The following is a 13880-nucleotide window of genomic DNA, read 5'->3' as shown; positions in this document are numbered from 1 at the left end:
GGGCGTCATGACTCAGCAGGAATTTCTCTCTCGTCGCCAGGCTCTACTGGCGCAGATGCAGCCGGGCAGCGCAGCGCTTATTTTCGCCGCGCCGGAAGCGGTACGCAGCGCAGATTCGGAATATCCCTACCGCCAGAGCAGCGACTTTTGGTACTTCACCGGCTTTAATGAGCCCGAAGCGCTGCTGGTATTGATTAAAAGCGATGAGACGCATAACCACAGCGTGTTGTTTAACCGCGTGCGCGATCTGACCGCTGAAATCTGGTTTGGCCGCCGCCTTGGGCAGGAAGCTGCCCCCGCGAAGCTGGGCGTCGATCGCGCGCTGGCGTTTAGTGAAATTAATCAGCAGCTGTTCCAGCTCCTTAACGGCCTCGACGCTATCTACTTTGCGCAAGGCGAATATGCCTACGCCGACGAAATTGTGTTTAACGCGCTGGAAAAACTGCGCAAAGGCGTGCGGCAGAATCTGCAGGCGCCGAACTCGGTCATTGACTGGCGGCCGATGGTGCATGAGATGCGCCTGTTTAAGTCGCCAGAAGAGCTGGCGGTGATGCGCCGCGCAGGTGAGATTTCCGCGCTGGCCCACACCCGCGCTATGGAAAAATGCCGTCCTGGAATGTTCGAATATCATCTGGAAGGCGAGATCCTCCATGAGTTCAACCGTCACGGCGCGCGCTTCCCTTCTTATAACACTATCGTGGGCGGCGGCGAAAATGGCTGCATCCTGCACTACACCGAAAACGAATGCGAGCTGCGCGACGGCGATCTGGTGTTGATTGACGCAGGCTGCGAATACCGCGGCTACGCGGGCGATATCACCCGAACCTTCCCGGTTAACGGCAAGTTCAGCCCGGCGCAGCGCGATATTTACGACATCGTCCTTGAATCTCTGGAAACCTCACTGAAGCTCTATCGCCCCGGAACCTCGATCAACGAGGTTAACCAGCAGGTGGTGCGGATTATGATTACCGGCCTCGTGCGCCTGGGGATCCTGAAAGGCGAAATTGATGAGCTGATTGCTAATAACGCCCATCGTCCTTTCTTTATGCATGGCCTGAGCCACTGGCTGGGGCTCGACGTGCATGATGTCGGCAGCTATGACGTTGAACGTTCGCGTATTCTCGAACCGGGAATGGTGCTGACCGTTGAGCCCGGGCTGTATATCGCCACGGATGCTGACGTTCCGGCCCAGTACCGCGGCATTGGCATTCGTATTGAAGACGACATTGTCATTACCGAGGACGGCAACGAGAACCTCACCGCCGGGGTAGTGAAAAAGGCTGATGATATTGAGGCGCTGATGGCGGCGGCGCGCCAGCTATGAGCGTCCTGATCGTTGGCGGCGGAATGACCGGCGCGACGCTGGCGTTAGCGATATCTCGCTTAACCGGCGGTAAGCTGCCGGTGCATCTGGTTGAAGCATCCGCGCCGGAGTCCGCGCAGCATCCGGGCTTCGACGCGCGCGCCATCGCCCTGGCCGCCGGTACCTGCCAGCAGCTGGCGCGCGTGGATATCTGGCAAGAGATAGCCGACTGCGCCACGGCCATTCGGCGCGTGCACGTTAGCGATCGCGGCCATGCGGGGTTTGTCACCCTCGAGGCTGAGGACTATGGGCTGGCGGCGCTGGGTCAGGTGGTTGAGCTGCACGATGTCGGCCAGCGCCTGTTTGCGCAACTGCGTAAAGCGCCGGGCGTGACGCTGCACTGCCCGGCTAGGGTAGAAAATGTCAGCCGCAGCGAAGAGAGCGTGAGCCTGCAGCTGGATAACGGCGAAACGCTCCGCGGTAAGCTGCTGGTTGCCGCCGACGGTTCGCGCTCCACTCTGGGAGCCCGCTGCGGTATCAGCTGGCAGCAGCAACCCTATGAACAGCTGGCGATTATCGCTAACGTTAGTACCGCTCAGCCGCATAACGGGCGCGCATTTGAACGCTTTACCCCACACGGCCCGCTGGCGATGCTGCCCATGTCGCAGGGCCGCTGCTCGCTGGTGTGGTGTCATTCGCAGTCGCGGCACGAAGAGGTTCTGAGCTGGTCGGATGAACGCTTCTGTCATGAACTTCAGCAGGCGTTTGGCTGGCGTCTTGGCCGGATCGTCCAGGCCGGAAAGCGCAGCGTCTATCCGCTGTCGCTGACCTCGGCTGCCCGCACGGTTGCGCATCGGCTGGCATTGGTCGGCAACGCGGCGCAAACGCTGCATCCTATCGCCGGACAGGGGTTTAACCTCGGTCTGCGGGACGTGATGAGCCTGGCGGAAATGCTGGCGCAGGCGCATGCTGACGAAGAGGATCCGGGTAGCTATTCGCTTTTAAGTCGCTATCAGGCCAGGCGCGCCGAAGATAAGGCCGCCACTATCGGCGTCACCGACGGGCTGGTGCATCTGTTTGCCAATCGCTGGGCGCCGCTGGTGGCGGGGCGCAACCTGGGCCTGATGGCGATGGAATTATTTACCCCGGCGCGCGATGCGCTGGCGCAGCGTACCCTCGGTTGGGTTCCCCGTTAAGGAGTGAAACGTGCAAAGTGTTGATGTCGCTATTGTTGGCGGTGGAATGGTGGGGCTGGCGGTTGCCTGCGGTTTACAGGGCAGCGGGCTGCGCGTTGCGGTGCTGGAACAGGCCGCGCCTCAGCCTTTGAGCGAGGATGCGCCGCCGGCGCTGCGGGTGTCGGCGATTAACGCCGCCAGCGAGAAGCTGCTGAACAAACTGGGCGTCTGGCAGGATATTATCGCCCAGCGCGCCAGCTGCTACCACGGTATGGAGGTGTGGGACAAAGACAGTTTTGGCCGCATCAGCTTTGATGACCAGAGCATGGGCTTTAGCCACCTTGGGCACATTATTGAAAACGCCGTGGTGCATCATGCTCTGTGGCAAAAAGCGCAGCGCTGCGCGGACGTCACCCTGCTGGCTCCGGCGCAGCTGCAGCAGGTCGCGTGGGGAGAGAATGAGGCCTTTCTTAGCCTGCAGGACGGCGGCATGTTAACCGCCCGGCTGGTGGTTGGCGCCGATGGGGCCAATTCGTGGCTGCGCAACAAAGCCGATATTCCGCTGACCTATTGGGATTATCACCATCATGCGCTGGTTGCCACTATTCGCACCGAAGAGCCGCACGAAGCGGTGGCGCGTCAGGCGTTCCACGGCGAAGGGATCCTCGCGTTCCTGCCGCTGAGCGATCCGCACCTTTGCTCTATCGTCTGGTCGCTCTCTCCTGAAGAGGCGGAGCGGATGCGGGCGGCGGACGATGCCGCTTTCAACCAGGCGCTGAATATTGCTTTCGATAACCGCCTGGGTTTGTGCGCCGTGGAGAGCGAGCGTCAGGTTTTCCCGCTGACTGGCCGCTACGCGCGGCAGTTTGCCGCCCATCGTCTGGCGCTGGTTGGCGATGCCGCCCATACCATTCATCCGCTGGCCGGGCAGGGCGTCAATCTTGGCTTTATGGATGCTGCTGAGCTGATCGAGGAGCTCAAACGCCTGCATGCGCAGGGCAAGGATATCGGTCAGCATCTGTATCTGCGTCGCTATGAGCGCAGCCGCAAGCATAGCGCCGCGGTGATGCTGGCGGGGATGCAGGGCTTTCGCGACATGTTCTCCGGCAGCCATCCTGCGAAAAAACTGCTGCGCGATATCGGCCTTAAGCTGGCGGATACATTGCCCGGCGTGAAGCCGCAGCTTATTCGTCAGGCGATGGGGTTCCACGACCTGCCTGCCTGGTTACGTTAAGTCCATCACACTTCTCTCACCCGGCCTCGCGCCGGGTTTTCTCCTCTCATTTGAAATAATCTAATTTCACCTCGTTTTTCGCATTAGTTTTATTAATGTTACCTTTTTTTTGTTATAGAAATTAGGCTCGTCATTTCGCATAAAATATCATCATGCGCTGCTTTTTTACCTTATTTGTTTAATTTTATGCGGCTTAACTCGCTTTATTGTAGCTAAAAACTCTATAGGCTCTTCGGCTGATTTTAGTCATAAGCTAATGTGATGTCCTGACCGGGCTTATGGTTTAGTGCGGATATCGGTGGTAAGTTCAGGCCAAAGAGAACGTTTGCGTCGGCGTCCGTTAGCGATGCCGGCGGCGTTTTTCGCGGCGCAAAAACGCCAAAAATAGTGGCTGGTTCCGTTTTATTCGATGAGGAAAAGATGGCTCAACAGACTCCGTTGTTTGAACAACACACGCTATGCGGCGCGCGCATGGTGGATTTCCATGGCTGGATGATGCCGCTGCATTACGGATCCCAGATTGATGAGCATCATGCGGTGCGCGGCGATGCCGGAATGTTCGATGTGTCGCACATGACCATCGTCGATTTCCACGGCAGCCGAATCCGCGAGTTTCTGCGCTATTTGCTGGCTAACGACGTAGCGAAGCTCACCGTGCCAGGCAAAGCGCTCTATAGCGGCATGCTGACCGCCTCCGGCGGCGTCATTGATGACCTGATTGTTTATTTCCTTTCTGAAGACTATTTCCGCCTCGTTGTTAACTCCGCCACCCGTGAAAAAGATCTCGCCTGGATCGCCCAGCAGTCTGAATCTTATGGTCTTGAAATAACCGTGCGCGACGATCTTTCCCTGATCGCAGTCCAGGGTCCCAGGGCGAAAGAGAAAGCGGCGACGCTGTTTACCGACGCGCAGCGTCAGGCCGTGGAAGGCATGAAGCCTTTCTTTGGCGTGCAGGCGGGCGATCTGTTTATTGCGACCACCGGCTATACCGGCGAAGCGGGTTATGAAATCGCGCTGCCGAACGAGCAGGCGGTAGATTTCTGGCGCGGCCTGCTCGATGCGGGCGTTAAGCCATGCGGCCTCGGCGCGCGCGATACGCTGCGCCTGGAAGCGGGCATGAACCTTTACGGCCAGGAGATGGACGAAGGCGTCTCTCCGCTGGCGGCTAATATGGGCTGGACCATTGCCTGGGAACCGACTGACCGTGACTTCATCGGGCGTGAAGCGCTGGAAATGCAGCGCGAAAAGGGCACCGAGCAGCTGGTGGGCCTGGTCATGACCGAGAAAGGCGTTCTGCGTGGCGGCCTGCCGGTGCGCTTTAGCGATGCCGACGGCAATCAGAAAGAAGGCATTATCACCAGCGGCACCTTCTCCCCGACGCTGGGCTACAGTATTGCGTTAGCGCGCGTACCGGAAGGCATCGGTGAAACCGCCGTAGTGCAGATTCGCAACCGCGAAATGCCGGTCAAAGTGACTAAACCTGTTTTTGTACGCAACGGCAAAGCCGTGGTGTGATTTCCCTTTTGGAGATGAATTGATGAGCAACGTACCAGCAGAACTGAAATACAGCAAAGAACACGAATGGCTGCGTAAAGAAGCGGACGGCACTTATACCGTTGGTATCACCGAGCACGCGCAAGAGCTGCTTGGCGATATGGTTTTCGTCGACCTGCCGGAAGTGGGCGCCGCCGTTGAAGCGGGCGCAGACTGCGCGGTTGCCGAATCCGTCAAAGCGGCTTCCGATATCTACGCGCCGATCAGCGGCGAAATCGTTGCCGTCAATGACGAGCTGAACGACTCCCCTGAGCTGGTCAACAGCGAGCCGTACGCCGGCGGCTGGATCTTTAAAATCAAAGCCAGCGACGAAGCTCAGGTTGACGCGCTGCTGGATGCGACCGCATATGAAGCTCTGTTAGAAGACGAATAAATACGCTTCATCCTTCACGCTGCAGGGGCGTTGGCTTCCTGCAACGCCAATGATTTTGCGTATTCTGGCCCGGCAAGCATCAGCGCTCGCCGGGCAAACCAGTCAGACAATCACGATTCACCGCACGTTCAGGAACCATCGCTCATGACCCAGACTTTAGGCCAGCTTGAAAACCGTGACGCCTTTATTGAACGTCACATCGGCCCGGACGCCCTGCAGCAGCAGGAGATGCTGAAAACCGTTGGCGCCGATTCGCTTAACGCCCTGATTGGCCAGATTGTGCCGCAGGATATCCAGCTGGCGACGCCGCCGCAGGTGGGCGAGGCAACCACGGAATTCGCCGCGCTGGCGGAACTGAAAGCGATCGCCGGTCGTAACAAGCGCTTCAAGTCGTACATTGGCATGGGCTACACCGCCGTGCAGCTGCCGCCGGTGATTCAGCGCAACATGCTGGAAAATCCGGGCTGGTATACCGCCTATACGCCTTATCAGCCGGAGGTTTCTCAGGGCCGTCTGGAATCGCTGCTGAACTTCCAGCAGGTGACCCTCGACCTGACCGGTCTCGATATCGCCTCAGCCTCGCTGCTGGACGAAGCTACCGCCGCCGCGGAAGCGATGGCGATGGCCAAACGCGTAAGCAAACTGAAAAACGCCAACCGTTTCTTCGTCGCCGCCGACGTTCACCCGCAGACCCTGGACGTAGTGCGCACTCGCGCGGAGACCTTCGGTTTCGATGTGATTGTCGATGATGCGGAAAAAGCGCTCGACCATCAGGACGTCTTCGGCGTACTGCTGCAGCAGGTGGGCACCACCGGCGAGGTTCATGATTACAGCAAACTGATTGCTGACCTGAAAGCGCGCAAAGTGATTGTCAGCGTCGCCGCCGATTTTATGGCGCTGGTTCTGCTGACCGCACCGGGTAAGCAGGGCGCGGACATCGTTTTTGGCTCCGCCCAGCGCTTTGGCGTACCGATGGGCTACGGCGGCCCGCACGCGGCTTTCTTTGCCGCCAAAGATGAATTCAAACGCTCCATGCCGGGCCGTATTATCGGCGTATCGAAAGATGCGGCGGGCAATACCGCGCTGCGCATGGCGATGCAGACGCGCGAGCAGCATATTCGCCGCGAGAAAGCGAACTCCAATATCTGTACTTCTCAGGTGCTGCTGGCCAACATTGCCAGCCTGTACGCGGTATTCCACGGTCCGGCTGGCCTGAAGCGTATCGCCAGCCGTATTCACCGTCTGACCGATATTCTGGCCGATGGTCTGCAGAAAAAAGGCCTTAAGCTCCGCCATGCGCACTACTTCGATACCCTGTGCGTTGAGGTTGCCGATAAAGCCGCTGTGCTGGCGCGGGCGGAAGCGCTGCGCATTAACCTGCGCAGCGATATTCATCATGCCGTCGGGATCACCCTTGACGAAGCCACCACGCGTGAAGACGTCCTGAACCTGTTCCGCGCCATCCTTGGCGACGATCATGGCCTGGATATCGACACCCTGGATAAAGACGTGGCCCTCGATAGCCGCTCGATCCCTGCCAGCATGCTGCGCGACGATGCGATCCTTACTCATCCGGTGTTTAACCGCTACCACAGCGAAACCGAGATGATGCGCTATATGCACGCGCTGGAGCGTAAGGATCTGGCGTTGAACCAGGCGATGATCCCGCTGGGCTCCTGCACCATGAAGCTGAATGCCGCCGCCGAGATGATCCCGATCACCTGGCCGGAATTCGCCGAACTGCATCCGTTCTGTCCGGTCGATCAGGCTGAAGGCTATCATCAGATGATCGCTCAGCTCTCCGACTGGCTGGTTAAGCTGACCGGCTACGATGCGGTCTGCATGCAGCCGAACTCCGGCGCGCAGGGCGAATACGCGGGCCTGCTGGCGATTCGTCATTACCACGAAAGCCGCAACGAGGGGCATCGCGATATCTGCCTGATCCCAAGCTCCGCTCACGGCACCAACCCGGCTTCCGCGCAGATGGCGGGAATGCAGGTGGTGGTGGTGGCCTGCGATAAAAACGGCAATATCGATCTTGCTGACCTGCGGGCGAAAGCCGAGCAGCATGCGGCGAACCTCTCCTGCATCATGGTGACCTATCCGTCCACCCACGGCGTTTACGAAGAGACCATTCGCGAAGTGTGCGAAGTGGTGCATCAGTTTGGCGGCCAGGTTTACCTCGATGGCGCGAACATGAACGCCCAGGTCGGCATTACCTCTCCGGGCTTTATCGGCGCGGACGTCTCGCACCTTAACCTGCATAAGACCTTCTGTATTCCGCACGGCGGCGGCGGCCCGGGTATGGGGCCGATTGGCGTGAAATCGCACCTGGCGCAGTTTGTGCCGGGCCACAGCGTGGTGCAAATTGAAGGCATGCTGACCCGCCAGGGCGCGGTTTCCGCCGCGCCGTTCGGCAGCGCCTCCATCCTGCCAATCAGCTGGATGTATATCCGAATGATGGGCGCAGAAGGGCTGAAACAGGCGAGCCAGATGGCGATTCTGAACGCCAACTACATCGCTACCCGTTTGAAAGACGCGTTTCCGGTGCTGTATACCGGCCGCGACGGTCGCGTGGCGCACGAATGCATTCTGGATATTCGTCCGCTGAAAGAAGAGACCGGCATCAGCGAGCTGGATATTGCTAAGCGACTGATTGATTTTGGTTTCCATGCTCCAACCATGTCCTTCCCGGTCGCCGGTACGCTGATGGTTGAACCGACCGAATCGGAAAGCAAAGTGGAGCTGGACCGCTTTATCGATGCGATGCTGGCGATTCGCGGCGAGATCGACCGCGTGAAAGCCGGCGAGTGGCCGCTGGAGGATAACCCGCTGGTGAACGCGCCGCATACCCAGGGTGAACTGGTGAGCGCGTGGAACCATCCGTACGCCCGCGAACTGGCGGTCTTCCCGGCAGGGCTGAACAACAAATACTGGCCGACCGTTAAGCGTCTGGACGATGTTTACGGCGACCGTAACCTGTTCTGCTCCTGCGTACCGATGAGCGAATACCAGTAATCTGCTGATTAGACTATCTTTTAAAGGCGCTGCGGCGCCTTTATATTTTGGGAGAATGGTATGACGATAGCATTGGTGACGGGCGGCAGCCGGGGAATAGGTAAAGCGACGGCGCTGCTGCTGGCGCAGGAAGGCTATACCGTGGCGGTGAATTACCACCAGAATAGCGCCGCGGCGACCGGCGTGGTGAACGAGATTATCGCCAGCGGCGGCAAAGCCGTTGCGTTACGGGCGGACGTCAGCGATGAAGCGCAGGTGATGGCGATGTTTGCCTCGATCGACCGTCTCGGCGAACCGCTCTCCGCGCTGGTCAATAACGCCGGGATTTTATTTACTCAGGGGACGATTGAAAGCCTTAGCGCCGACCGGATTAACCGGGTGCTGGCCACCAATGTGACCGGTTACTTCCTCTGCTGCCGGGAGGCGGTAAAGCGGATGTCGCACAAGCACGGCGGTAAGGGTGGGGCGATTGTGAATGTGTCGTCCGCGGCATCGCGCCTCGGGGCGCCGGGGGAGTATGTGGATTACGCCGCGTCGAAAGGCGCGGTTGATACCCTGACCACCGGCCTGTCGCTGGAAGTGGCGGCGCAGGGGATTCGGGTCAACGGCGTGCGCCCCGGCTTAATCTATACCGATATGCACGCCAGCGGCGGTGAGCCCGGGCGCGTGGATCGCGTCAAGTCGATGCTGCCGATGCGGCGCGGCGGGCAGCCGGAGGAGGTGGCTCAGGCCATCGTCTGGCTGCTAAGCGATAAGGCTTCCTACGTTACCGGCAGCTTCCTCGAGCTGGCGGGCGGGAAGTAATCCGTAAATCTTTCCCGGAGGCGGCGCTGCGCACCTGTCCGGGCTACCAGCCCGCAGACAACTGTGAACTTGTAGCCCGGTCAGCGCAGCGCCACCGGGAGTTTTGTGATCCATTACACTGTGGATTTCCGGGTTACCAGACCTTCAGACCGCATCGACCCGTAGCTCAGCAAGCAGGGAAATTCCCTACGACGCCATCCACAGCCGCAGGCGCATCCCCCAGCCGCTGGTCCAGCCGGTGGTGACTGACTTCACCTCGCCGCGTGAGATAACGATAAGGGTCGGCGTGACCTGTACCTCCCACCGTTGGGATAGCTGACCGCTGGCGTCATTAATCGTCGGCAGCGCCGTTTTTTTATGCGCCAGCCAGCGCGTCAGGGTGGCGTTATCGCCCGAACGTAACGCTACCGTCATAACATTACCGCCATCGTCAGCCAACGCGGCCACCGATGGCGTGGTGTAACGACATACGCTGCACCAGGTGGCCCAGACGTACAGCAGCAAGGGGCGTTCGTGGCTCATGGCCGCCAGATCGACCGTTCGGCCATCAAGCGTTTGCAGCGGCGTGCTGGAGAAATTCTGCGGCAGCGCCGGTTTGCGCAGATAATCCACCGCCAGGCTGACGGCGGCAACGATCAGCAGCCATGTCAGGATCAGTCTAAAGACGTTTAGCATCATTTTTCTACATGGTGATGCGCCGGAAAAGCCGGCAGCGTGCGGCGTTGATTCGCGGAGTAAGCGTCAGCGACTCAACGATTGATGGGGTTTATCTTATCGGCTGAGCGCGCGTTAGCAACGCTAACGCTGTAAAGAAGTGTCTGTTTTGTGGGAAGTTTTACCCCCTTCCGACTGGAAAGGGGCAAGATGCTTACAATTTCTCGCCGTTGCTGGCGATAACGTCTTTGTACCAGTTAAAGCTCTTCTTGCGCGAGCGGGACATATCGCCGGTACCATCGTCATGTTTGTTGACGTAGATAAAGCCGTAGCGCTTGCTGTATTGACCGGTGGTGAAGGAGACGCAGTCGATGCAGCCCCACGGGGTATAGCCCATTAGCTCAACGCCGTCGTAAGTCACCGCTTTGATCATCTCTTCGACGTGAGCGCGCAGATAGTCGATGCGGTAGTCGTCGTTGATGCTGCCGTCTTCTTCGACTTTATCGTACGCGCCGAAGCCGTTTTCGACGATAAACAGCGGTTTCTGATAGCGCTCATACAGTTCGCACAGCGCATAGCGCAGGCCCACCGAGTCAATCTGCCAACCCCAATCGGACGCTTTAACGTGCGGGTTGGGCACGCTGCCCTCGAAGCCGGAAATTGCGTCGCCGCTGCCGCCTTCCGCTTTCACCGCGTTGGTCATGTAGTAGCTGAAGCCGAGATACGCGCAGGTGCCTTCGCGCAGGATTTGCGCATCGCCATCCTCCATTTTGATACTGAAGCCGCGGCGCTCCCACTCGTTCAGGACGTAGCTCGGGTAGTAGCCGCGCAGCTGGACGTCGGTAAAGACGTAGCGTTCACGCATCGATTCCTGGGCAAACATCACGTCTTCCGGCTTACAGGAGTACGGATAGAGAGGGACCATTGCCAGCATGCAGCCAACCTGCATCTGCGGATTGATTTGACGTGCCGCCTTCACCGCCAGCGCGCTGGCGACAAACTGATGATGCAGCACCTGGTACATGGTCTCTTCCGGGTTTTCATGCTCGGTATAGACCACGCCGGAGCAGCAGTAGCCAAACAGCGGCGCGCGCCAGTTACGCTGGTTATTGATCTCGTTAAAGGTCATCCAGTATTTCACTTTGTGCTTATAGCGCTCGAAGACCACTTCGGCGAAGCGCACAAAGAAATCGACCACTTTGCGGTTGGTCCAGCCGCCGTACTGCTGAACCAGATGCAGCGGCATCTCAAAGTGGGAGAGGGTGATTACCGGCTCGATGTTGTACTTCAGCAGTTCATCGAACATATCATCGTAGAATTTCAGCCCCTCTTCATTCGGCTGGCTTTCGTCGCCCAGCGGGAAAATGCGCGTCCAGGCGATGGAGGTGCGAAAGCACTTGAAGCCCATCTCGGCGAACAGCTTGATGTCTTCTTTGTAGCGGCCATGAAAGTCGATGGCTTCGTGGTTTGGATAGTACTTGCCCGGCTCTACCTGCTGGGTTATCTCGCGCGGCACGCCGTGCGCGCCGCCGGTAAGCACGTCGCAGATGCTCGGACCTTTACCGTCTTTATTCCAGCCGCCTTCAACCTGGTGCGCGGCGACGGCGCCGCCCCATAAAAAGTCTTTTGGTAAAGGAATTTTCTTCATCTTTGCTCATCTCGTCATAATTACTTGTTGGTTTCGAGTCTAACAAAGGCGATATAAATGTCACGATATAACAATTTGTCCTGGATGGAATTTGTTACATCGAAAAAACATCCTGTTATTTTCAGCGGAGTTTGCGCGCTAATTTACGCCCCAGCGTTTCCAGAATATAAATGACCGGGATCTGAGTGGTAATGTCGTAGACGCCGCCGATACGCGTTTGCGGAACATGCCAGGAGAGATTAAAGTCGGCAAGCTTTGCCAGCCGCGAGTGCTCGTGGCTGGTAATGGACATCACTTTACAGCGATGCAGGCTGAACTGGCTGGCAAAGCGCAGGATCTCTTCCGTTTCTCCGGAGACCGACAGTACAATAGCCAGCGCATTACGCGCCATATCATTGGTCACCGGGAAATAAGGATCGTCGATATGGTTGCTGAATTTTCCGACGTTAGAAAAGAAGCGTGCGCCATATTTTGCCAGCGCGCCGGAGGTGCCGGCGCCGACGAAAATAATACGTTCTGACGACAGAATAATATCGACCGCCTGCTCGAGCAGTTGGTCAAATTCATCGTTATTAACGCTTTTAAAAAAGCTCATTATTTCGCTGGCGCCGATATTTGCCTGTTGAGGCTCATTCTGCTCCAGATATAATTTAAAGCGTACGCGAAACTCCGAGTAGCCTTCGCACTGCAGCTTGCGGCAGAAGCGCAGGACGGTGGTCGTGGAGACTCCGGCCGCTTCCGCCAGCTCGCGGATGGTCATGTACATCACTTTGTCGCGATTTTTAATGACATAGTGATAGACCATCATCTCAAGATTATTGAGACTGGCGATAGCGGCGTGGGAGAAGATACTCACAGTGGCAAACTCACAATTCATAATGACCAGGACGGAATGATATCATGCAGCCAAATAACATAACCTTTTTTCAGCGTTTTCAGGACGACATCCTCGCCGGACGCAAAACCATTACCATCCGCGATGCTGCGGAATCGCACTTTAAAGCCGGCGATGTACTGCGCGTTGGTCGCTATGAAGATGACGGCTATTTTTGCACCATTCGCGTAGTCGCAACCTCGACGGTGACGCTGGATACGCTGAACGAACGGCACGCGCAGCAGGAGAATATGACCCTGCCGCAGCTGCGCGAAGTGATAGCGGAAATCTACCCTGAAGAAAAGCTCTTTTATGTTATTGAATTCGAAAGGCTTTAATAAAATAATGAACGACTGTAAGTTGAAATTTTAATTTAACTTATTGATTTTATTATATTCATAAATATTCATCCTTTTATTTTAGCTAACATGTGTTCACTGGAATCATTCTCAGTTAACCTAAGTGTGCTATTGAAAGCGTACTTGTTTTCGGAGTCAAATATGGTTCGCAAATCGTTAATCACGCAGGGATATTCTCTGGCAGAGGAAATTGCCAACAGCATCAGCCACGGGATTGGGCTGGTGTTCGGTATTGTCGGTCTGGTGCTGTTGCTAGTACAGGCGGTGGATAGTAACGCCGGCGCAACGGCCATCACCAGCTACAGCCTGTACGGCGGGAGCATGATTCTGCTGTTCCTCGCCTCTACGCTCTATCACGCCATTCCGCATCAGCGGGCAAAGCTGTGGCTGAAAAAATTCGACCACTGCGCGATCTACCTGCTGATTGCCGGGACCTATACGCCGTTTCTGCTGGTAGGGCTAAATTCGCCGCTGTCGCGCGGGTTGATGATCGTCATCTGGAGCCTGGCGCTGCTGGGGATCCTGTTTAAGCTGACGATTGCGCATCGTTTTAAGATCCTCTCTTTAGTGACCTACTTGACGATGGGCTGGCTGTCGCTGATTGTGGTTTATCAACTGGCGATTAAGCTGGCGGTGGGCGGCGTAACGCTGTTAGCCGTTGGCGGGATTATTTATTCGCTGGGGGTTATTTTCTACGTCTGCAAACGTATTCCATACAACCACGCTATCTGGCACGGTTTTGTCCTGGGCGGCAGCGTGTGCCACTTCCTGGCCATTTATTTGTACGTCGGGCAGGTTTAAATTTTGAGAAATCTCCCGGCTCGCGCTACGCTTAGCCGGGCTACAGGTTCACCGTCGTCTGCGGGCTGGTAGCCCGGACAGGC

The 13880-nt window shown here is 57.4% G+C and carries 12 protein-coding genes; 9 read left to right on the top strand and 3 right to left on the bottom strand.

All coding sequences use genetic code 11. The features are described 5' to 3' along the window. Nucleotides 1-7 precede the first annotated feature (7 nt). The 7 genes from pepP to KOSB73_RS25810 all read left to right on the top strand — a co-directional run bounded on the left by pepP (nucleotide 8) and on the right by KOSB73_RS25810 (nucleotide 9461). A complete protein-coding gene (pepP, locus tag KOSB73_RS25840) occupies nucleotides 8-1324 on the top strand; it encodes a Xaa-Pro aminopeptidase (protein WP_049087333.1) in 1317 nt (438 codons plus the stop codon). Further along, the gene (ubiH, locus tag KOSB73_RS25835; protein ID WP_049087334.1) at nucleotides 1321-2499 is read left to right on the top strand and encodes a 2-octaprenyl-6-methoxyphenyl hydroxylase; all 1179 of its coding nucleotides are present in this window, start codon (nucleotides 1321-1323) and stop codon (nucleotides 2497-2499) included. The genes pepP and ubiH overlap by 4 nt, the downstream gene beginning before the upstream one ends. 10 nt (nucleotides 2500-2509) lie before the next feature. Continuing rightward, nucleotides 2510-3712 (top strand): FAD-dependent 2-octaprenylphenol hydroxylase, encoded by a 1203-nt coding sequence (ubiI, locus tag KOSB73_RS25830; protein WP_004133582.1) that lies wholly within the window; start codon nucleotides 2510-2512, stop codon nucleotides 3710-3712. 420 nt (nucleotides 3713-4132) lie between these two features. After that, on the top strand, nucleotides 4133-5227 hold the full coding sequence (gcvT, locus tag KOSB73_RS25825) for a glycine cleavage system aminomethyltransferase GcvT (protein WP_049087335.1): 1095 nt from the start codon (nucleotides 4133-4135) through the stop codon (nucleotides 5225-5227). A 22-nt stretch (nucleotides 5228-5249) separates the two neighbouring features. Further along, nucleotides 5250-5639, top strand: coding sequence for a glycine cleavage system protein GcvH (gene gcvH / locus KOSB73_RS25820; RefSeq protein WP_024358626.1), 390 nt, complete (start codon nucleotides 5250-5252; stop codon nucleotides 5637-5639). A gap of 144 nt (nucleotides 5640-5783) precedes the next feature. Continuing rightward, nucleotides 5784-8657 carry an aminomethyl-transferring glycine dehydrogenase gene (gene gcvP / locus KOSB73_RS25815; RefSeq protein ID WP_004133588.1) on the top strand — a complete coding sequence of 958 codons (2874 nt, stop codon included), beginning with the start codon at nucleotides 5784-5786 and terminating at the stop codon, nucleotides 8655-8657. Nucleotides 8658-8717: 60 nt separating this feature from the next. Continuing rightward, nucleotides 8718-9461, top strand: a complete 744-nt coding sequence (locus KOSB73_RS25810; protein WP_004133590.1) for an SDR family oxidoreductase — start codon at nucleotides 8718-8720, stop codon at nucleotides 9459-9461. 186 nt (nucleotides 9462-9647) lie between these two features. On the opposite strand, the gene KOSB73_RS25805 is transcribed toward KOSB73_RS25810, so the two are convergent. The 3 genes from KOSB73_RS25805 to KOSB73_RS25795 all read right to left on the bottom strand — a co-directional run bounded on the left by KOSB73_RS25805 (nucleotide 9648) and on the right by KOSB73_RS25795 (nucleotide 12613). After that, nucleotides 9648-10139: a protein disulfide oxidoreductase gene (locus tag KOSB73_RS25805; RefSeq protein WP_049087336.1), complete on the bottom strand. Its 492-nt coding sequence runs from the start codon at nucleotides 10137-10139 to the stop codon at nucleotides 9648-9650. Nucleotides 10140-10329: 190 nt separating this feature from the next. Further along, complete coding sequence (locus tag KOSB73_RS25800) at nucleotides 10330-11763, bottom strand: 6-phospho-beta-glucosidase (protein ID WP_004133593.1); 1434 nt, start codon at nucleotides 11761-11763, stop codon at nucleotides 10330-10332. Nucleotides 11764-11884: 121 nt separating this feature from the next. Continuing rightward, a complete protein-coding gene (locus KOSB73_RS25795; RefSeq protein WP_024358621.1) occupies nucleotides 11885-12613 on the bottom strand; it encodes a MurR/RpiR family transcriptional regulator in 729 nt (242 codons plus the stop codon). Nucleotides 12614-12663: 50 nt separating this feature from the next. Here KOSB73_RS25795 and yqfB point away from each other — a divergent pair, with 50 nt between their 5' ends. Both yqfB and trhA read left to right on the top strand, forming a co-directional pair. Beyond that, the gene (gene yqfB, locus KOSB73_RS25790) at nucleotides 12664-12975 is read left to right on the top strand and encodes a N(4)-acetylcytidine aminohydrolase (RefSeq protein ID WP_004133599.1); all 312 of its coding nucleotides are present in this window, start codon (nucleotides 12664-12666) and stop codon (nucleotides 12973-12975) included. Between the two features lie 162 nt (nucleotides 12976-13137). Beyond that, a complete protein-coding gene (trhA, locus tag KOSB73_RS25785; protein ID WP_004124978.1) occupies nucleotides 13138-13797 on the top strand; it encodes a PAQR family membrane homeostasis protein TrhA in 660 nt (219 codons plus the stop codon). Nucleotides 13798-13880: the final 83 nt, after the last annotated feature.

It is taken from the genome of Klebsiella grimontii (assembly GCF_900200035.1).
Lineage (GTDB): Bacteria > Pseudomonadota > Gammaproteobacteria > Enterobacterales > Enterobacteriaceae > Klebsiella > Klebsiella grimontii.
Note: the sequence above shows the minus strand (reverse complement) of the source record. Positions and strands in the feature narration are given on the sequence as shown.

Excerpts from the sequence above, each read along its gene's own strand:
- gcvH (WP_024358626.1), top strand. The coding sequence starts at position 5,250 with ATGAGCAACGTACCAGCAGAACTGAAATACAGCAAAGAACACGAATGG.
- ubiH (WP_049087334.1), top strand. The coding sequence starts at position 1,321 with ATGAGCGTCCTGATCGTTGGCGGCGGAATGACCGGCGCGACGCTGGCG.
- gcvT (WP_049087335.1), top strand. The coding sequence starts at position 4,133 with ATGGCTCAACAGACTCCGTTGTTTGAACAACACACGCTATGCGGCGCG.
- KOSB73_RS25810 (WP_004133590.1), top strand. The coding sequence starts at position 8,718 with ATGACGATAGCATTGGTGACGGGCGGCAGCCGGGGAATAGGTAAAGCG.
- KOSB73_RS25800 (WP_004133593.1), bottom strand. The coding sequence starts at position 11,763 with ATGAAGAAAATTCCTTTACCAAAAGACTTTTTATGGGGCGGCGCCGTC.
- trhA (WP_004124978.1), top strand. The coding sequence starts at position 13,138 with ATGGTTCGCAAATCGTTAATCACGCAGGGATATTCTCTGGCAGAGGAA.
- KOSB73_RS25805 (WP_049087336.1), bottom strand. The coding sequence starts at position 10,139 with ATGATGCTAAACGTCTTTAGACTGATCCTGACATGGCTGCTGATCGTT.
- yqfB (WP_004133599.1), top strand. The coding sequence starts at position 12,664 with ATGCAGCCAAATAACATAACCTTTTTTCAGCGTTTTCAGGACGACATC.
- pepP (WP_049087333.1), top strand. The coding sequence starts at position 8 with ATGACTCAGCAGGAATTTCTCTCTCGTCGCCAGGCTCTACTGGCGCAG.
- gcvP (WP_004133588.1), top strand. The coding sequence starts at position 5,784 with ATGACCCAGACTTTAGGCCAGCTTGAAAACCGTGACGCCTTTATTGAA.